This window comes from Streptococcus sp. 27098_8_134, from assembly GCF_041431675.1.
GTDB classification, from domain to species: domain Bacteria; phylum Bacillota; class Bacilli; order Lactobacillales; family Streptococcaceae; genus Streptococcus; species Streptococcus sanguinis_R.
The window spans coordinates 288,395-308,677 of the sequence record NZ_JAPVYD010000001.1 but is presented as its reverse complement, the minus strand read 5'-3'; the positions used below and the strand labels follow the sequence as shown (position 1 = coordinate 308,677).

The window sequence follows — 20,283 nt, the reverse complement described above, 5'->3', positions numbered from 1 at the left end:
ATGACAGAAATGCTTAAAGGAATTGCAGCATCTGACGGTGTTGCCGTTGCTAAGGCATATCTATTAGTTCAACCGGATTTATCATTTGAGACTGTTTCAGTCGAAGATACGAATGCAGAAGAGGCTCGTTTGGATGCAGCTCTTGAAGCTTCACAGAACGAGCTTTCTGTTATCCGTGAGAAAGCAGTAGATAGCCTTGGTGAGGAAGCCGCTCAGGTATTTGACGCTCACTTAATGGTACTTGCTGACCCTGAAATGGTTGGGCAAATCAAAGAAACAATCCGTGCGAAAAAGACCAATGCAGAAGCTGGTCTGAAAGAAGTAACGGACATGTTTATCACTCTCTTTGAAAACATGGACGACAATCCATACATGCAGGAACGTGCGGCAGATATCCGCGACGTGACAAAACGTGTTCTTGCTAACCTTTTGGGCAAGAAATTGCCAAACCCAGCGTCTATCAATGAAGAATCAGTTGTGATTGCTCATGACTTGACTCCATCTGATACAGCACAGCTGGATAAGAAATTTGTTAAAGCTTTTGTAACCAATATCGGCGGCCGGACAAGCCACTCTGCTATCATGGCGCGTACGCTTGAAATCGCAGCAGTATTGGGAACTAATAACATTACTGAGCTTGTAAAAGATGGCGATGTGATTGCAGCTAACGGTATCACTGGTGAAGTGATTATCAACCCAACTGAAGATCAAATCGCAGCATTCAAAGCAGCTGGTGAGGCTTATGCTAAGCAAAAAGCTGAATGGGAATTGCTTAAGGATGCTCAGACTGTGACTGCAGATGGCAAGCACTTCGAATTGGCTGCCAATATCGGTACGCCAAAAGACGTTGAAGGTGTCAATGCCAATGGTGCAGAGGCAGTTGGTCTTTACCGGACTGAGTTCCTTTACATGGATTCTCAAGACTTCCCGACAGAAGATGAGCAGTATGAAGCATACAAGGCTGTGCTTGAAGGCATGAATGGAAAACCAGTGGTTGTTCGGACCATGGACATCGGTGGAGATAAGGAGCTTCCTTACTTTGATATGCCGCATGAAATGAACCCATTCCTTGGTTTCCGTGCTTTGCGTATCTCTATCTCTGAAACTGGCGATGCTATGTTCCGTACACAAATCCGCGCTCTCTTGCGTGCTTCTGTACATGGACAATTGCGCATCATGTTCCCAATGGTAGCCCTTCTGACAGAATTCCGCAAAGCTAAAGCGGTTTATGACGAAGAGAAAGCTAAGCTGCAAGCTGAAGGCGTTGCAGTAGCAGACAATATCCAAGTGGGTATCATGATTGAAATCCCAGCAGCAGCTATGCTGGCGGATCAATTTGCCAAGGAAGTAGACTTCTTCTCAATTGGTACCAACGACTTGATCCAATACACTATGGCAGCTGACCGGATGAATGAGCAAGTCTCTTACCTCTATCAACCTTACAACCCATCTATCCTTCGCTTGATCAACAATGTTATCAAGGCAGCTCATGCTGAAGGCAAGTGGGCAGGTATGTGTGGAGAAATGGCCGGCGACCAAACAGCGGTGCCATTGCTCGTAGGTATGGGCTTGGATGAATTCTCTATGAGTGCGACTTCTGTCCTTCGGACTCGTAGCCTCATGAAGAAGCTGGATACGAAGAAGATGCAAGAATTGGCTCAGCGTGCATTGACTGAATGTGCAACGATGGAAGAAGTTCTTGAGCTTGAAAAAGAATATCTGGACTTCAATTAATCTGAAAAATTAAGATCAGGAAAATTTTCCTGGTCTTTTTTTGTTGCAGCCTCATAGTAAGAGGGAGCAAAAAGTGGAAATCAAAGAAAACAGAAAATAAGCAGTTCTAATATGAACAAAATTTAATAATCTATCTTAATTGTGAAAAAATTCTTTAAATTTATAACTTTTGGTTGAAATTTTCAGAAAATTTGGTAAAATAATATTTAATAACATTTTGGAGGGGACAAGTGACACAATATAAAAATTATATAAATGGAGAGTGGAAAGTTTCTGAAAATGAAATTACCATCTCATCTCCTATCAACAATGAGATTTTAGGAACTGTGCCTGCCATGACTCAGGCAGAGGTTGACTATGCGATGGCGAGCGCTCGTGCGGCTTTGCCAGCTTGGCGAGCTCTTTCAGCAGTTGAACGTGCAGCTTATTTGCATAAGGTTGCGGATATTTTGGAGCGCGATCAGGAGAAGATTGGTGAAATCCTTGCAAAGGAAGTTGCCAAGGGTATCAAAGCGGCAGTAGGAGAGGTAGTCCGGACAGCAGACTTGATTCGCTATGCGGCTGAAGAAGGGATTCGTATTCACGGACAGGTTATGGAAGGTGGCGGCTTTGAAGCTGCCAGCAAGAAAAAACTGGCTGTGGTCCGTCGTGAACCTGTAGGAGTTGTATTGGCTATTGCGCCATTTAACTACCCAGTCAACCTGTCTGGTTCTAAGATTGCTCCTGCCCTTATCGGCGGAAATGTCGTGATGTTTAAGCCACCTACTCAAGGTTCAATCTCTGGTTTGCTCTTGGCTCAGGCTTTTGCTGAGGCTGGTCTGCCTGCTGGTGTTTTCAATACCATCACAGGACGTGGTTCAGAAATCGGGGATTACATCATTGAGCATAAGGAAGTAAACTACATTAACTTTACTGGCTCCACTCCAATTGGTGAACGCATCGGTAAGTTGGCTGGTATGCGTCCAATTATGCTTGAATTGGGTGGTAAGGATGCTGCAGTTGTACTGGAAGATGCTGACTTGGAGCATGCAGCTAAGCAGATTGTTGGTGGAGCATACAGTTATTCTGGCCAGCGCTGTACGGCTATTAAACGTGTCATTGTTATGGAGAGCGTAGCAGATAAATTAGCGGCGCTGATTAAGGCAGAGGTAGAGAAACTGACGGTTGGTGATCCCTTTGATAATGCGGATATCACACCAGTCATTGATAATGCATCAGCAGATTTCATCTGGGGCTTGATTGAAGATGCTCAAGAAAAAGGAGCGTCAGCCTTGACAGAAATCAAACGTGAAGCAAATCTCATCTGGCCTGCCTTGTTTGACCATGTGACACTGGATATGAAATTAGCTTGGGAAGAGCCATTTGGTCCTGTTCTTCCGATTATTCGTGTGACTTCCGTTGAAGAGGCTATTCAGATCTGTAACCAGTCAGAGTTTGGTCTTCAATCTTCAGTCTTTACAAATGATTTCCCGAAAGCATTTGAAATTGCTGAGAAACTGGAAGTGGGTACTGTACACATCAATAATAAGACCCAACGTGGTCCAGATAACTTCCCATTCCTTGGAGTTAAGGGATCTGGAGCCGGAGTGCAAGGGATTCGTTACAGTATCGAAGCGATGACACAAGTGAAATCCATCGTGTTTGATGTGAAATAATGAGAAAGGCGGCTTTGTGCGGCCTTTTTTCTTACATTGATGAACTTGTAAATCTAATATGATTACCTCATGATTTGAAAAGAATCAAGCATTTATATGTTTAATTGCTTATTATTTTAAAATGTAAATTTACATATTGGTCTATATCTTTATGAAAATTTTCATCTTTTTCTTGTTTTGGATAGCTCCTATATTTAGTGAAAAAGGAATTAAAACATATTGAGAGACACAAAATGCAGTGCTTTCTCTCTCATTTATTACTAATTTCAGCTAATGTTCGGTTTTAGTAATTTTCCGTAAGGATATTTGAAATTTACTTGAAAAAGAGATAAAAATAATGTAGAATAGTATTATAGAAAACGCTTACAAATAGAAAGGTGATTGCATGGATAAGAACGAAGCATTAAGAACCTTTACAACAGGTGAAAACTTTCATTTGCAGCATTATCTAGGGGCGCATCAGGATGAAGTAGACGGCAAGTCTGGCTACTCTTTCCGTGTTTGGGCGCCTAATGCTCAGAGTGTCCATTTGATTGGAGATTTCACCAATTGGTATGAAGAGCAGATTCCTATGGTCCGAAATGAAGCGGGCGTTTGGGAAGTCTTCACGGAGCTGCCTAAGGAAGGAGATATTTACAAGTACAATATCAAGCGCAGCAGTGGTCAGGAAATTTTGAAAATTGATCCGCTGGCTATCTATCTGGAAGAGCGTCCGGGCACGGGAGCAGTCATTCGCACTATTCCTGAGAAGAAGTGGAAGGACGGTCTTTGGCTGGCACGCCGGAAGCGCTGGGGCTTCTTCTCTCGGCCAGTCAATATCTATGAAGTGCATGCTGGATCTTGGAAACGCAATGAAGACGGCAGCCCTTATAGCTTTGCCCAGTTAAAAGAAGACTTGATTCCTTATCTGGTGGAGATGAACTACACACATGTGGAATTCATGCCGCTTATGGCTCATCCGCTGGGACTTAGCTGGGGCTATCAACTCATGGGCTACTTTGCCTTTGAGCACACCTATGGCACGCCTGAGGAGTTTCAGGACTTCGTAGAAGAATGCCACTTGAACAATATCGGGGTCATTGTGGACTGGGTACCAGGTCACTTCACTATTAATGATGATGCTTTGGCCTACTATGATGGGACACCGACTTTCGAGTATCAGGACCACGATCGCGCCCATAACTATGGCTGGGGTGCTCTCAACTTTGATTTGGGTAAGAATCAGGTTCAGTCTTTCTTGATTTCCAGTATAAAATTTTGGATTGATTTTTATCATCTGGACGGAATTCGGGTTGATGCTGTCAGCAATATGCTCTATCTGGACTATGACAGCGGTCCTTGGCAGCCAAATAAAGATGGCGGCAATCGCAACTATGAAGGTTATTACTTCCTGCAACGCCTCAATACGGTTATCAAATTAGCTCATCCTGATGTCATGATGATTGCAGAGGAAAGTTCCTCAGAGACCAAGATTACTGGTATGAGAGAGCTGGGTGGTCTTGGATTTGACTACAAGTGGAATATGGGCTGGATGAATGATATCCTTCGTTTCTACGAAGAAGATCCGATTTATCGTAAGTACGATTTTAATCTAGTGACATTCAGCTTTATGTACGTTTTCTCTGAAAACTTCCTCCTGCCATTCTCGCATGATGAAGTGGTTCACGGCAAGAAGAGTCTCATGCACAAGATGTGGGGTGACCGTTACAATCAATTCGCAGGGCTCCGCAACTTGCTGACCTACCAAATCTGCCATCCGGGCAAGAAACTGCTCTTTATGGGCTCAGAATTTGGTCAGTTCCTAGAATGGAAGTCAGAAGAGCAGCTAGAATGGTCTAATCTGGACGATCAGATGAACAAGAAGATGCAGGGCTTCACTGCTGCACTCAATGCCTTCTATAAAGACAATCGTCCGCTTTGGGAAATTGATCTGAGCTATGATGGTATCGAAATCATAGATGCAGATAATACTGATCAAAGTGTCCTCTCCTTCATCCGTAAGACAGAAAAAGGAGATATGTTAGTTTGTGTATTCAATATGGCGCCGGTAGAGCGGAAGAACTTTACCATTGGTGTTCCAGTGGAAGCAATTTATGAAGAAGTATGGAACACTGAATTAGAAGAATGGGGAGGTGTTTGGAAGGAACATAACGAAACAGTTCAGTCTCAAGAAGGACTTTGGAAAGATTATCCACAGACCTTGACCTTTACGCTGCCGGCTCTTGGAGCCAGCATCTGGAAGATCAAGCGTCGGATTGCTCGTAAAAATGTTAAAAAAGATTCCACAAAGGAGTAATAGTCTATGAAGAATGAAATGCTAGCTTTGATTCTTGCCGGCGGGCAAGGAACTCGTCTTGGAAAGCTCACACAGAGTATCGCAAAACCTGCGGTACAGTTTGGCGGCCGCTATCGTATTATTGACTTCGCCTTGTCTAACTGTGCCAACTCCGGTATTCACAATGTCGGTGTCATTACTCAATACCAACCACTAGCTCTGAACAGTCATATCGGAAATGGTTCTAGCTGGGGTCTCGATGGTATTAACTCAGGCGTGTCCATTCTTCAGCCTTATTCTGCGAGCGAAGGAAATCGTTGGTTTGAAGGTACCAGCCATGCGATTTATCAAAATATCGACTATATCGACAGCATCAATCCTGAGTATGTCCTGATTTTGTCTGGGGACCATATCTATAAGATGGACTATGATGACATGCTTCAGTCTCACAAGGACAACAATGCCAGCCTGACAGTTGCCGTTCTGGATGTGCCTCTCAAAGAAGCCAGCCGTTTTGGTATCATGAATACAGATGCTAATAATCGGATTGTTGAATTTGAAGAAAAACCAGAACATCCTAAGTCAACCAAGGCTTCTATGGGGATTTACATCTTTGACTGGCAGCGTTTGCGCAATATGCTGGTAGCTGCTGAAAAGAGTAATGTGGATATGTCTGACTTTGGTAAGAATGTTATCCCTAACTACCTTGAATCTGGCGAAAGCGTTTATGCTTATGATTTTGAAGGCTATTGGAAAGACGTTGGTACAGTAGAGTCTCTCTGGGAAGCCAACATGGAATACATCAGCCCAGAAAATGCTCTGGATAGCCGCAATCGTCGCTGGAAGATTTATTCTCGCAACTTGATTTCTCCGCCAAACTTCATCAGTGAAAATTCCCATGTAGAAGATTCGCTGGTCGTTGATGGATGTTTCGTTGACGGTACAGTAAAACACTCTATCCTTTCTACTGGTGCTCGGGTCAAGAAGGGCGCAGTCATTGAAGACTCTGTTATCATGAGTGGAGCTGTTATTGGCAAAGACGCTAAGATTAAGCGGGCCATTATCGGCGAAGGTGCGATCATCTCTGATGGTGTAGAGATTGATGGTACAGAGGAAGTATATGTTGTCGGATACAACGAGAAAGTGGGGGTACCAAAAGATGAAGATTGATAAATACTCAGCAATTTTAGGAAACACAGTCGGCTTCCATGATATGTCAACTCTGACAAATCATCGTCCAGTAGCCAGCTTGCCATTTGGTGGGAAATATCGCTTGATTGACTTCCCGCTTTCAAGTCTTGCCAATGCTGGTATCCGCAGTGTCTTTGGTATCTTCCAGCAGGACAATATCAGCTCTGTTTTTGACCATATTCGCTCAGGCCGCGAGTGGGGATTGTCTACTTTGCTTAGCCACTATTACCTGGGAATCTACAATACCCGTGTAGAAAGCTCTACAGTCGGTGAGGAATACTATGATCAGCTTTTGACCTACCTGAAACGTTCCGGTTCCAACCAAACTGTTGCACTTAACTGTGATATCTTGGTTAATATTGACCTCAATCAAGTTTTCCACTTGCACAATACAACAGAGCAGCCGATTACAGTTGTCTATAAGAAATTGCACAAGGAAAATATCTCAGATGTGAATGCTGTCCTGGATATTGACGAAACGGACCATGTCAGAGGGCATAAACTCTTTGATGGCCGAGAAGATGCTGAGCTCTTTAATATGTCTACAGACATCTTTGTGGTGGATACTCCATGGCTGATTGAAAAGTTGGAAGAAGAAGCTAAGAAAGAGCATCCGCAAAAGCTGCGCTATGTCCTGCGTGATTTAGCAACTCAGGAAGGGGCATTTGCCTACGAATATACAGGCTATCTGGCGAATATCTATTCTGTAGAGACCTACTACCGTTCCAACATCGATATGCTTGAAAGTAAGAAATTCTACTCTCTCTTCAGTCCGAACCAAAAGATTTACACCAAGGTTAAGAATGAAGAGCCAACTTACTATGCTGAGTCTTCAAAAGTATCTCGCTCCCAGTTTGCGTCAGGAAGCATTGTGGAAGGTGAGGTCATCAATTCTGTGATTTCACGGAATACCAAGATTAAGACTGGAAGCAGTGTTAAATCCAGTGTTCTCTTCCCTCGAGTGAAAGTTGGAGAAAATGCAACTGTCGAGTACGCGATTGTGGATAAGGGTGTTGAAATTGGCGAAGGAGTGGTGATTCGCGGAACAGCAGAAGACCCAATCGTAGTCAAGAAGAGCCAAAAAGTTACAGAGGACATAATTCGATGAAGATTTTATTTGCAGCAGCAGAAGGAGCCCCATTTTCTAAGACAGGTGGTTTGGGAGACGTTATCGGCGCTCTCCCCAAATCACTGGTCAAGGCTGGCCATGAAGTTGGTGTCATTCTGCCTTACTATGACATGACCCATGCCAAATTTGGCGACCAGGTGGAAGACCTTTTCTACTTTGAAGTCAGTGTTGGCTGGCGCCGCCAGTATGTTGGGGTCAAGCGACTGGTCTTGAACGGTGTGTCCTTCTATTTTATTGACAATCAGCATTATTTCTTCCGCGGTCATGTTTATGGAGACTTTGATGATGGTGAGCGCTTTGCTTACTTCCAGTTAGCAGCCGTAGAGTTGATGGAGCGGATTGATTTCATTCCGGATGTTCTGCATGTTCACGATTATCATACAGCTATGATTCCTTTCTTGGTTAAGGAAAAATACCATTGGATTCAAGCATATCAGAATATCAAAACTGTCTTGACCATCCATAATCTGGAGTTCCAAGGTCAATTCCCTGACAGTATGCTTTGGGAACTATTTGGAGTGGGCTATGAGCGCTATGCAGACGGTACCCTGCGTTGGAATGACTGTCTCAACTGGATGAAAGCTGGCATTCTCTATGCGGACCGAGTGACAACTGTATCACCAAGCTATGCAGGTGAAATCCGTACACCAGAATTTGGCTGTAATTTGGATCAAATCCTGCGGATGGAGTCTGGTAAGCTGGTCGGAATTGTCAACGGTATAGATACAGATATCTATAACCCAGAAACGGATCCGCTCTTAGCTCATCACTTTGACAAATCTGACTTATCTGGTAAACTAGAAAACAAGCGAGCTTTGCAAGAGCGAGTTGGTCTGCCTGTGCGTGACGATGTGCCGGTGGTTGGGATTGTTTCCCGTCTGACCCGTCAGAAAGGCTTTGACTTGGTAGTGGAAGAGCTGCATAATCTCCTCCAGGAAGATGTGCAGATTATCCTCTTGGGAACAGGCGATCCAGCTTTTGAGCAGGCTTTCGCTTGGTTTGGTCATGCCTATCCTGATAAGCTTTCAGCTAATATTCTCTTTGATGTAACCTTGGCTCAGGAAATCTACGCTGCCAGCGATATTTTCCTCATGCCAAGCCGCTTCGAACCTTGTGGCCTGTCACAAATGATGGCTATGCGCTATGGAACCTTGCCTTTGGTGCATGAAGTGGGCGGTCTGCGTGATACTGTAGAGCCTTACAATGTCTATACAGGACAGGGAACTGGCTTTAGCTTTAATAACTTTTCTGGCTACTGGCTGACTTGGACCTTTAAGGAAGCGCTCAAGCTCTATACCGATGACAAGGAAGCTTGGAAATCTCTGCAAGAGCAGGCGATGGAGAGAGACTTCTCTTGGGATACAGCCAGCAAGGCATATAGTGATTTATATCAATCACTTCTATAACATTTACTTTGGAATCAGTATAAGCAAATCCTCTCTTGCCCATTGGACAAGGGAGGATTTCCGTGAGAATTACATTTTTATATATTATCATGCTGTATTGGAGTCCTATTTTTAGCTTGTGGCTGAAGTGAGCGATTCCCATCTTGATTGAAAAAAGTATTTCTACGTTTAAATCTGTTTCCCGCTATTAAGAAAGGGAGATAACCACCCACCATGGAACTGACAAAAGAACGTTTTATTAGAGATTTTAAGGACATTCTACATGAAAGACAGCTGATTAAGGTTGCCGATGCGACTTCAGTGGAGCTTTTTCAGGCTTTGGCCAGCACTGTCCGCAAGTATATCACGCCCCTGTGGCTAGAGCGCCGCAATCAGTTGATTGAGCAGCAGCAAAAGACAGCTTATTACTTTTCTATCGAGTTTCTTCCAGGACGCATGCTGGAAACAAATCTGCTCAACTTAGGTATCCTTGATACGGTTAAGGAAGGCTTTGCCGATTTGGGCGTTGACTTTGAAGATGTCAAGAATGCTGAGTATGATATGGCCTTGGGCAATGGCGGTCTGGGCCGCTTGGCGGCTGCCTTCATGGACTCGCTGGCAACCACTGGCTATCCAGGATTTGGAAATGGAATTCGCTATCGCTATGGACTCTTTAAGCAACGCATCGTTGATGGCTATCAGGTAGAAATTCCTGATGCTTGGTTTGGCAGTCTGGGCAATGTCTGGGAAACCCGTAAGGATCATGATATTGTTGATGTTAAAATCTTCGGAAATGTTTCCCTCCATGCCAATGAAAAGGGCCGGATTGTGCCTCTTTATGAGAATTCCAAAATCTTGCAGGCCGTTCCTTACGATGTGCCGCAGATTGGCTTTGGCAATGACAATGTCAACAATCTCCGGCTTTGGGATGTTGAAATTCCAGAGGAGTATGAACTGGACTATCCGACCATTGAAGCTCGTCGCCGGGTGCAAGACATCACTGCTATTCTCTATCCAGACGACTCTAGCTACGAAGGAAAAGAGCTGCGCTTGATCCAGGAATACTTTATGACCAGCGCAGGTCTGCAGACCATTATCAAATCCTACCTCAAGCAAGGTCGTCCGCTCAAGGATATTCATGAGAAGGTCTCTGTCCATATCAACGATACTCACCCAGCCGTCGCACCGGCTGAGTTTATGCGTCTCTTGGTGGATGAGTACGACCTGGAATGGGCAGATGCTTGGAATGCTACGGTTAAAACCATGAGCTATACCAACCATACCATTTTGTCAGAAGCCTTGGAAAAATGGGATGCGGAGCTCTTTAAGAATGTCCTGCCGCGGGTTTATCAGATTATCCTAGAAATCGACAACCGCTATGTGGCTGGAATGGCTGGACGCAGCCTTGATCCGCAAGTCATCGAAAACACTCGGATCGTCAAGGACAATCAAATCCACATGGCCCACTTGGCTATCATTGGCGGTCATTCAATCAATGGTGTTGCCAAACTCCACACAGAATTGCTCAAAGAAGACACTTTGCGTGATTTCTACAGTATTTACCCAGAGAAGTTTAACAACAAGACCAATGGCATTATCCAGCGCCGCTGGCTGCAGATTGCGGATGAACCTTTATCGGCTGAGATTGATAAGCTGATTGGTAAGGGCTGGAGAAGTGATATCCATGAGTTGCGTAAGCTTCTGGAATTCAAGGATGACAAGCAAGTGCTGGGCGATTTCTATCGGGTTAAGCAAGAAGCCAAGGCTCGTCTGGCTGACTTCATCAAGGAATCAACAGGAGTAAAAGTTTCTACAGAAGCCATCTTTGATGTGCAGGTGAAACGCCTCCACGCCTACAAGCGTCAGCTGCTCAACCTGCTTCATATCATCAAGCTTTACTGGGACCTCAAGGACAATCCTGATAAGGACATGGTACCGCGCGTCTTTATCTTTGGTGCCAAGGCTGCTCCGGGCTATCACTTTGCCAAGTCGGTCATCAAGCTGATCAATGAAGTAGCCAATCTAGTCAACAAGGATGAAAGCCTGCAAGGCAAACTCAAGGTTGTTTTCCTAGAAAACTACCGGGTCAGCCTGGCTGAGCTCATCATTCCAGCGGCAGATGTATCCGAGCAGATTTCTCTGGCTTCCAAGGAGGCTTCTGGCACTTCCAACATGAAGTTCATGATGACAGGTGCCATTACCTTGGCTACTCTGGACGGAGCCAATATCGAAATCAAGGATGAAGTCGGTGACGACAACATTGTTATCTTCGGGATGGACAAGGACGAGGTTTACGAGCACTATGCCCGCCACGATTACTACTCACGCGGTGTCTATGAGAGCAATCCAGACATTCGCCGGGTGGTCGATACCTTTGTCAACGGTACTATTCCAAACGTTCGTGAAGAAGGCTCTGAGATCTACGAAGCCCTCATCACCCACAATGATGAATACTTCCTCTTGGAAGACTTCCATGCCTATGTAGAAGCTCAAGAGAAGATTGATGCTCTCTATCGTGACAAAGAAAAATGGGCCCGTATGAGCTTGATCAACATCGCTACATCTGACAAGTTTACCTCAGATGATACCATTGAGCAATATGCCAAGGAAATCTGGAACTTGGAGAAATAATACTCTTCAGAAAACATGAATACTGAGAGATTGGGGCCTGGGTCTCAGTCTCTTTTGCTATCTATCTACCATCTTGTCGAGAAATATGCTATAGTATAGAAAGTATGAGAGTCCAACTTTTAGAAAAGCAGGGTAAGCAAGCATGAGAGACTACACGATTTTTTATCAACAATTAACAGCTCCCTTTCGCAGTCGCCCTCAGTGGCTGAAAGGGTTGGCTTACTTCAATCGGGGAATGACCCTCTTCATACCTATTGTTTATGGTCTCGTTCTAAGCAGTGCCTTTCTGACGGAAGGTTGGAAAGGGCTGCTTGCTTCTTTCTTCCTGCCAGCTATTGGATTTGGTTTGTTGTCAGCGATTCGTAAACGGCTGAATCAAGCACGCCCTTACGAGAAATGGGCTATTCAACCCTTGCTGGCTAAGGATACATCAGGCAAGTCCATGCCCAGCCGCCATGTCTTTTCGGCTACAGTGATTTCCATGTGCCTGCTCTACTTTTTCTGGCTGCCGGGGCTTATCTGCCTCTTGCTTTCAGCAGGGCTGGCCGTAGTGCGTGTGATTGGCGGTGTGCACTATCCAAAGGATGTGCTGGTCGGCTATCTTTGCGGCATTTTCTGGGGAGCTTTACTCTTTTTATTATAAAGGATCTGTTTTCAGCAGAGAGTAGACAAAGGACTTCCAGCTATATTATAATAGAAGCAGTAACAACCGTTTCGACACCAAGGATTATTCCTTGGATTATTCCTTGGTGGATCTAAAAAATATTTAAGGAGAAAACTATGTCAGAACCATTATTTCTACAGTCTGTGATGCAGGAGAAGATCTGGGGCGGAACCAAGCTGCGCGATGTCTTTGGCTATGAGATTCCCAGCAACCATGTAGGGGAGTACTGGGCTATCTCGGCTCATCCCAATGGTGTGTCAACCGTCAAGAACGGACGATTTGCCGGCCAGAAGTTAGATGTTCTCTATGCCGAGCACCGTGAGCTTTTTGGCAATCGTCCGGAACCAGTCTTTCCACTTTTGACGAAGATTTTAGATGCCAATGACTGGCTTAGTGTTCAGGTCCATCCTGATGATGCCTATGGACTAGAGCACGAAGGGGAGCTTGGTAAGACTGAATGCTGGTATGTCATTGCTGCAGACGAAGGAGCAGAGATTATTTATGGTCACAATGCCAGGAGCAAGGAAGAGCTGCGCCAGCAGATTGAGAGCAAGGACTGGGACCATCTCCTGACCAAAATCCCAGTCAAGGCTGGCGATTTCTTCTATGTACCAAGCGGTACCATGCATGCCATTGGCTCAGGTATTCTGATTTTGGAAACTCAGCAGTCCAGTGACACGACCTACCGTGTCTATGACTTTGATCGCAAGGACGATGCTGGCAATCTTCGTGAGCTGCATTTGGAGCAGTCGATTGATGTTTTAACTATCGGTGAGCCAGCCAATAGCCGTCCTGTTACCATTCAGGCAGATAGTTTGACTTCTACTCTTTTTGTGGCCAATGACTTCTTTGCTGTTTACAAGTGGGATATTGCCGGTTCAGTCAATTTTAAAAAGACAGCAGACTATAGTTTGGTCAGTGTCTTGGAAGGTGTCGGTGAGCTAGAAGTTGGTGGGGCAGTTTATCCTCTTGAAAAAGGGGAGCATTTCATCCTGCCAAGCGACGTCACTGAATGGACCTTGTCTGGGGATTTGCAGCTGATTGTCAGCCATCCATAATCGTAGAAAAATCAAGAGCAAATAACCATTTTGCTCTTTTTTCTTTTAAAAATATAGGAAATAAGTGAAATTTTAATCACTTTCTTCTTATTTATATAGCAGAATAGTTTGTATATCAATAATAATTCAATTGTTTTGACAGGAAAATTTATAAATCAAAAGAATGAAACAAAAAACGCTTACAATGGTGGCAAAAGATTGACTATTTGATATTTTAGGAGTAAACTAAGGAAGTAAATTTTAAAATATAAAGGAGAAGTCATCATGAATTTAACATATTTAGGACTTTGTTTGGCCTGCTTGGGCGTATCAATTGCTGAAGGTATGATTATGAGTAATCTATTTAAGGCGGCAGCTCGTCAGCCAGAAATTATCGGTCAATTACGAAGCCTCCTAATCTTGGGAGTAGCCTTTGTTGAAGGTACTTTCTTTGTAACGCTGGCTATGTCCTTTGTTATCAAATAAGAAAGGATTCTCTTTAGAAAAGGGGGTGTCATCTGTTGGAAGAAAGTATTAATCCAACTATCAATATAGGTCCTGTGACCTTTGATTTGACCCTGCTGGCCATGACTCTGCTGACGGTGTTTGTAACTTTTGGACTTGTTTATTGGGCAAGTCGAAAGATGACGATTAAGCCGTCAAGAAAGCAGAATGCTTTGGAATATATCTATGACTTTGTCATAGATTTTACCAAGGGAAACGTTGGCGAGCATTATATGAAGAATTACTCGCTTTTTCTATTCTCCCTCTTTCTTTTCGTTGCTGTGGCGAATAACTTGGGATTAATGGCTAAGGTCCAGACAACCAATGGTTTTAATCTTTGGACATCGCCGACAGCCAATCTCGCTTTTGACTTGGGCTTCTCTCTTTTAGTGACGGTATTCTGTCATGTAGAAGGAATCCGTCGTCAAGGTATAAAAGGATATCTAAAAGGTTTTGTGACTCCAGGTATCATGACACCCATGAATATCTTGGAAGAATTTACCAATTTTGCTTCGCTAGCCTTGCGGATTTATGGGAATATTTTTGCAGGTGAAGTATTGGCTGGTTTGCTCTTGACTTGGGCACATCAAGCAGCGTATTGGTATCCGATTGCCTTTATTATGAACATGGTTTGGACTGGTTTTTCCATCTTTATTTCCTGTATCCAAGCCTATGTTTTTACCATGCTAACATCTATGTATCTTGGTAAAAAGATTAATGGTGAGGTAGAATAAAAAGAAAGGATAGATAAAATGAATATAACCGTAGGTGAAATTATTGGCAACTTTATCTTTATTGCCGGCTCCTTTCTTCTTTTAGTATTTCTCATTAAGAAGTTTGCTTGGGGCAATATTATTGGGATTTTAGATCAGCGTGCTCAAAAGATTTCAGACGATATTGACGGTGCAGAAGCGGCCCGCCAGAAAGCTGAAGACTTGGCGCAAAAGCGTGAGGAAGCTCTGGCAGGCAGTCGGGTCGAAGCAGTTTCTATCGTTGAGACTGCTAAGGAGACAGCTGAGAAGAATAAGGCTGGAATCCTAGCTAATGCAGCAGAAGAAGCAGGGCGCTTGAAGGCTAAAGCCAATCAGGAAATTGCCCAAAACAAGGCAGAGGCTATGAGCAGCATCAAAGGAGAAGTAGCCGACTTGACAGTAACTCTGGCTAGTAAGATTTTGAGTCAGGAGCTGGATAAGGAAGCTCAGAGCGAGCTCATTGACCGCTATATCAAACAGTTAGGAGATGCCTGATGGATAAGAAGCAATATGCAATCATTGAGAAATATGCTTTGCCTTTTGTTCAGACGGTCTTTGAAAAAGGTCAGCAAGAAGATGTTTTTGAAAAACTGAGTCAGATTAAGGCTGTTTTCGCGGAGACCGGCCTTGCTGACTTTTTGTCACATATCGGCATCAGTGACCACGAGAAAGAAAAGAGTCTGCGGCTCTTTCAAAACTCAGGCTCCCAGCTGCTTGATAATCTGATTGAAATCGTCATTCTCAATCATCGCGAGAACCTCTTTTATGAGATTGTGCTGGAGAGTCAGCACCAGCTCGAAAAGATTAGCAATGAGTTTGAGGTGACGCTGCGCTCTGTTCAGCCTTTGACAGCCAGTCAGAAGGAGAAGATTCGACCGATTATTGAGCAGAAGATGGGCCTAAAAGTCCGCTCGCTCAAGGAAGAATTGGACAGCAGCTTGATTGGCGGCTTTGTCATCTCTGCTAATAACAAAACAATTGATGCAAGCATAAAACGTCAATTGCAAGTCGTAAAAGAAAAATTGAAATAGAAAGTGGTGTGAATTTTGGCGATTAACGCACAAGAAATCAGCGCTTTAATTAAGCAACAAATTGAAAATTTCCAGCCAAATTTTGACGTCACAGAAACAGGGGTCGTCACTTATATTGGTGATGGAATCGCGCGTGCTCATGGTCTGGATAAGGCTATGAGCGGAGAGCTCTTAATCTTTGAAAATGGCTCTTATGGTATGGCGCAAAATCTAGAGTCGACCGATGTTGGGATTATCATCTTGGGAGACTTTACAGACATTCGTGAGGGAGATACCATTCGCCGGACTGGTAAAATCATGGAAGTTCCTGTGGGAGATGCCTTGATTGGGCGGGTTGTTGATCCGCTGGGTCGTCCTGTTGATGGACTTGGTGACATTGTCACGGACAAGACACGTCCGGTTGAAACACCGGCTCCGGGTGTCATGCAGCGTAAGTCAGTATCTGAGCCTTTGCAGACAGGTCTCAAGGCTATTGATGCCTTGGTTCCGATTGGCCGCGGCCAGCGGGAGCTGATTATCGGGGACCGTCAGACTGGGAAGACAACCATTGCCATTGATGCCATCCTGAACCAGAAAGGTCAGGATATGATTTGTATCTATGTGGCGATTGGTCAGAAAGAATCCACAGTCCGTACGCAGGTAGAAACGCTGCGTCAGTATGGTGCTTTGGACTATACGATTGTCGTGACAGCCTCTGCTTCACAGCCGTCGCCCTTGCTTTTCCTAGCGCCTTATGCTGGTGTAGCGATGGCAGAAGAGTTCATGTATAATGGCAAGCATGTTTTGATTGTCTATGATGACTTGTCTAAGCAGGCGGTGGCCTATCGTGAACTGTCCCTCTTGCTCCGTCGTCCGCCAGGCCGTGAGGCCTTTCCAGGAGATGTTTTCTATCTACATAGCCGTCTCTTGGAACGTTCAGCCAAGGTTTCTGATGAGCTGGGCGGTGGTTCAATTACAGCTCTGCCATTTATTGAAACGCAGGCAGGAGATATTTCGGCCTATATCGCGACCAACGTGATTTCAATCACTGACGGACAAATTTTCCTCAGCGACAGCTTGTTCAATGCTGGGGTACGTCCGGCCATTGACGCAGGTTCTTCTGTATCACGGGTTGGGGGTTCTGCCCAAATCAAGGCTATGAAGAAAGTAGCTGGAACCCTGCGTATCGACCTGGCTTCTTATCGGGAGCTGGAGGCCTTTACTAAGTTTGGTAGTGATTTGGATGCAGCAACGCAGGCCAAGCTCAATCGTGGCCGCAGGACTGTAGAAGTCTTGAAACAGCCAATTCATGAGCCGCTGCCGGTTGAAAAGCAGGTCGTGATTCTCTATGCTTTGACCCATGGTTTCTTAGACAGTGTGCCAGTAGATGATATTCTGCGCTTTGAGTCAGAATTATTCGCCTACTTTGATGCACATCAAGAAAGCATTTATGAAACCATTCGGACAACGAAAGACCTTCCAAGTGAGGAAGTCTTGGATGCTGCCATTACTGAGTTTATTGACCAGTCTAGCTTCAAATAAGGATCGAGGTGTCAGATGGCAGTTTCATTAAATGATATTAAAAATAAAATTGCATCCACGAAAAACACCAGTCAAATCACCAATGCCATGCAGATGGTTTCTGCAGCTAAGCTGGGAAAGTCTGAGGAAGCAGCTAAGAACTTTCAGGTCTATGCCCAGAAAGTGCGTAAGTTAGTTACGGATATGCTGCATGGCCACGAGGCAGAAAATGCCCGTCATCACTCAATGTTAATCAGTCGGCCAGTCAAGAAATCAGCCTATATTGTCATTACTTCTGACCGCGGTCTGGTAGGAGGTTATAACGCAACCATTCTCAAGGCTTTGATGGAGCTGAAAGCTGAGTACCATCCGACAGGAGAGGACTTTGAAGTCATCTGTATCGGAAGTGTCGGTGCTGATTTCTTCCGAGCTCGGGGGATTCAGCCAGTTTATGAGCTGCGTGGTCTAGCCGATCAACCTAGCTTTGATGAAGTCCGTAAAATCATTAGCAAGACCATTGAGATGTATCAGAATGAGCTCTTTGATGAGCTCTATGTCTGCTATAACCACCATGTCAACAGTCTGACCAGTCAGATGCGGGTGGAGCAGATGCTGCCAATCATTGACTTGGATCCTAATGAAGCTGATGAAGATTATACGCTGAATCTGGAACTGGAGTCCAGTCGGGATTCTATCTTGGATCAACTGCTGCCTCAGTTTGCAGAGAGCATGATTTACGGTGCCATTATTGATGCCAAGACGGCTGAAAATGCTGCCGGTATGACTGCTATGCAGACAGCGACAGACAATGCTAAAAAGGTCATCAGTGATTTGACTATTCAGTACAACCGCGCTCGGCAGGCTGCCATTACGCAGGAAATTACTGAAATCGTGGCGGGTGCAAGTGCCCTAGAATAAGGCCACAAATGAATTAGAAATTAAACGAGGGAAAAAACATGAGCTCAGGCAAAATTGCTCAGGTTATCGGGCCGGTCGTAGACGTTGCGTTTGCTGCCGGAGACAAACTACCTGAGATAAATAATGCACTTGTAGTCTATAAAAATGATGAGAAAAAATCAAAAATCGTCCTTGAAGTAGCTCTTGAGCTTGGTGACGGTGTGGTGCGGACCATTGCCATGGAGTCGACCGATGGTTTGACACGTGGTTTGGAGGTCTTGGATACTGGTCGTCCGATTTCTGTGCCGGTCGGCAAGGAAACTCTGGGCCGGGTCTTCAATGTCCTAGGAGACACTATCGACTTGGATACGCCATTTCCTGCTGATGCAGAGCGCCAGCCGATTCATAAGAAGGCACCAACCTTTGATGAACTATCAACTTCATCAGAAATCCTGGAAACAGGGATCAAGGTTATCGACCTCCTAGCTCCTTATCTGAAAGGTGGGAAAGTTGGTCTCTTTGGTGGTGCCGGAGTTGGGAAGACTGTCCTGATTCAGGAATTGATCCACAACATTGCCCAAGAGCACGGTGGGATTTCTGTCTTTACAGGTGTTGGTGAACGGACGCGTGAAGGGAATGACCTCTACTGGGAAATGAAAGAGTCTGGCGTTATCGAAAAGACGGCTATGGTCTTTGGTCAGATGAATGAACCGCCAGGAGCTCGGATGCGGGTTGCTCTTACCGGACTGACCATCGCGGAATATTTCCGTGATGTGGAGGGTCAGGACGTGTTGCTCTTTATTGATAACATCTTCCGCTTTACGCAGGCTGGTTCGGAAGTGTCTGCCCTTTTGGGACGCATGCCATCAGCCGTTGGTTACCAACCAACACTTGCTACAGAAATGGGACAGTTACAAGAACGTATTACCTCAACCAAGAAAGGTTCCGTTACTTCCATCCAAGCTATCTATGTTCCAGCCGATGACTATACTGACCCAGCACCAGCGACAGCTTTTGCTCACTTGGACTCTACAACTAACCTAGAACGGAAATTGGTTCAGCTAGGGATTTATCCAGCCGTGGATCCACTCGCTTCCAGCTCTCGTGCCCTTTCACCAGAGATTGTCGGAGAAGAGCACTATGCAGTGGCAGCAGAGGTTAAGCGGGTCTTGCAACGTTATCATGAATTGCAGGACATCATTGCTATCCTTGGTATGGACGAGTTGTCAGATGATGAGAAGACTTTGGTTGCACGTGCGCGGCGGATTCAGTTCTTCCTGTCACAGAACTTCAACGTGGCGGAGCAATTTACCGGCCAGCCAGGTTCCTATGTGCCAGTAGCTGAAACGGTTCGTGGCTTCAAGGAAATCCTAGAAGGTAAACACGATAAGTTGCCAGAAGATGCCTTCCGTGGTGTGGGCTCCATCGAGGATGTATTGGCCAAGGCTGAGAAAATGGGATTCTAAGAGGTGAATGATGGCTCAAATGACAGTACAAATCGTGACACCGGATGGTCTTATTTATGATCACCATGCTGCATTTGTTTCCGTAAAGACCATTGAGGGTGAGCTGGGGATTTTGCCCCGCCACATCAATACCATCGCTGTTTTAGAAGTGGATCAGGTTAAGGTGCGCCGGGTTGATGATGACAAGCATATCGACTGGATTGCGGTTAATGGCGGAATCATTGAAATTGCAGATAATGTCATTACCATTGTGGCAGACTCAGCTGAGCGTGAGCGAGATATCGACATTAGTCGGGCTGAGCGAGCTAAGCTCCGAGCTGAGCAAGAAATCGAAGAAGCACATGATAAGCATTTGATTGATCAAGAACGCCGGGCTAAGATCGCCCTGCAGCGGGCAATCAACCGGATCAATGTCGGAACAAGATTATAAGA

The 20,283-nt window shown here is 44.9% G+C and carries 17 protein-coding genes; all 17 read left to right on the top strand.

The features are described from left to right. The 17 genes from ptsP to O3620_RS01305 all read left to right on the top strand — a co-directional run bounded on the left by ptsP (position 1) and on the right by O3620_RS01305 (position 20,281). Positions 1 to 1,734, top strand: a complete 1,734-nt coding sequence (gene ptsP / locus O3620_RS01385; protein WP_002919368.1) for a phosphoenolpyruvate--protein phosphotransferase — start codon at positions 1 to 3, stop codon at positions 1,732 to 1,734. A 230-nt stretch (positions 1,735 to 1,964) separates the two neighbouring features. After that, the gene (locus O3620_RS01380; RefSeq protein ID WP_002910196.1) at positions 1,965 to 3,389 is read left to right on the top strand and encodes an NADP-dependent glyceraldehyde-3-phosphate dehydrogenase; all 1,425 of its coding nucleotides are present in this window, start codon (positions 1,965 to 1,967) and stop codon (positions 3,387 to 3,389) included. A 385-nt stretch (positions 3,390 to 3,774) separates the two neighbouring features. Next, positions 3,775 to 5,685: a 1,4-alpha-glucan branching protein GlgB gene (gene glgB / locus O3620_RS01375; protein ID WP_002900750.1), complete on the top strand. Its 1,911-nt coding sequence runs from the start codon at positions 3,775 to 3,777 to the stop codon at positions 5,683 to 5,685. A gap of 6 nt (positions 5,686 to 5,691) precedes the next feature. Continuing rightward, the gene (locus tag O3620_RS01370; RefSeq protein ID WP_268681769.1) at positions 5,692 to 6,834 is read left to right on the top strand and encodes a glucose-1-phosphate adenylyltransferase; all 1,143 of its coding nucleotides are present in this window, start codon (positions 5,692 to 5,694) and stop codon (positions 6,832 to 6,834) included. After that, the gene (gene glgD, locus O3620_RS01365) at positions 6,824 to 7,963 is read left to right on the top strand and encodes a glucose-1-phosphate adenylyltransferase subunit GlgD (RefSeq protein ID WP_125401433.1); all 1,140 of its coding nucleotides are present in this window, start codon (positions 6,824 to 6,826) and stop codon (positions 7,961 to 7,963) included. Before O3620_RS01370 ends, glgD begins: the two co-directional genes overlap by 11 nt. Next, a complete protein-coding gene (glgA, locus tag O3620_RS01360; RefSeq protein ID WP_002915590.1) occupies positions 7,960 to 9,390 on the top strand; it encodes a glycogen synthase GlgA in 1,431 nt (476 codons plus the stop codon). The genes glgD and glgA overlap by 4 nt, the downstream gene beginning before the upstream one ends. A 213-nt stretch (positions 9,391 to 9,603) precedes the next feature. Next, entirely contained in the window at positions 9,604 to 12,000 is a 2,397-nt protein-coding gene (locus tag O3620_RS01355) for a glycogen/starch/alpha-glucan phosphorylase (RefSeq protein WP_371601347.1), read from the top strand. A 142-nt stretch (positions 12,001 to 12,142) separates the two neighbouring features. Continuing rightward, positions 12,143 to 12,643 (top strand): phosphatase PAP2 family protein, encoded by a 501-nt coding sequence (locus O3620_RS01350; RefSeq protein ID WP_002902700.1) that lies wholly within the window; start codon positions 12,143 to 12,145, stop codon positions 12,641 to 12,643. A 137-nt stretch (positions 12,644 to 12,780) separates the two neighbouring features. After that, the gene (manA, locus tag O3620_RS01345) at positions 12,781 to 13,722 is read left to right on the top strand and encodes a mannose-6-phosphate isomerase, class I (protein ID WP_371601346.1); all 942 of its coding nucleotides are present in this window, start codon (positions 12,781 to 12,783) and stop codon (positions 13,720 to 13,722) included. A gap of 264 nt (positions 13,723 to 13,986) precedes the next feature. Continuing rightward, positions 13,987 to 14,187, top strand: coding sequence for a F0F1 ATP synthase subunit C (locus O3620_RS01340; protein WP_002896005.1), 201 nt, complete (start codon positions 13,987 to 13,989; stop codon positions 14,185 to 14,187). 35 nt (positions 14,188 to 14,222) lie between these two features. Then, a complete protein-coding gene (gene atpB, locus O3620_RS01335; RefSeq protein ID WP_002896002.1) occupies positions 14,223 to 14,939 on the top strand; it encodes a F0F1 ATP synthase subunit A in 717 nt (238 codons plus the stop codon). 18 nt (positions 14,940 to 14,957) lie between these two features. Next, positions 14,958 to 15,452 carry a F0F1 ATP synthase subunit B gene (gene atpF, locus O3620_RS01330; RefSeq protein WP_002902705.1) on the top strand — a complete coding sequence of 165 codons (495 nt, stop codon included), beginning with the start codon at positions 14,958 to 14,960 and terminating at the stop codon, positions 15,450 to 15,452. Further along, a complete protein-coding gene (locus O3620_RS01325; protein WP_002902707.1) occupies positions 15,452 to 15,988 on the top strand; it encodes a F0F1 ATP synthase subunit delta in 537 nt (178 codons plus the stop codon). The genes atpF and O3620_RS01325 overlap by 1 nt, the downstream gene beginning before the upstream one ends. A gap of 15 nt (positions 15,989 to 16,003) precedes the next feature. Then, positions 16,004 to 17,509 carry a F0F1 ATP synthase subunit alpha gene (gene atpA / locus O3620_RS01320; RefSeq protein WP_125348472.1) on the top strand — a complete coding sequence of 502 codons (1,506 nt, stop codon included), beginning with the start codon at positions 16,004 to 16,006 and terminating at the stop codon, positions 17,507 to 17,509. Between the two features lie 15 nt (positions 17,510 to 17,524). Beyond that, on the top strand, positions 17,525 to 18,406 hold the full coding sequence (locus O3620_RS01315) for a F0F1 ATP synthase subunit gamma (protein ID WP_002895995.1): 882 nt from the start codon (positions 17,525 to 17,527) through the stop codon (positions 18,404 to 18,406). A gap of 38 nt (positions 18,407 to 18,444) precedes the next feature. After that, on the top strand, positions 18,445 to 19,851 hold the full coding sequence (atpD, locus tag O3620_RS01310; protein WP_002902710.1) for a F0F1 ATP synthase subunit beta: 1,407 nt from the start codon (positions 18,445 to 18,447) through the stop codon (positions 19,849 to 19,851). 7 nt (positions 19,852 to 19,858) lie between these two features. Then, positions 19,859 to 20,281 carry a F0F1 ATP synthase subunit epsilon gene (locus O3620_RS01305; RefSeq protein WP_002895991.1) on the top strand — a complete coding sequence of 141 codons (423 nt, stop codon included), beginning with the start codon at positions 19,859 to 19,861 and terminating at the stop codon, positions 20,279 to 20,281. Positions 20,282 to 20,283 lie beyond the last annotated feature (2 nt).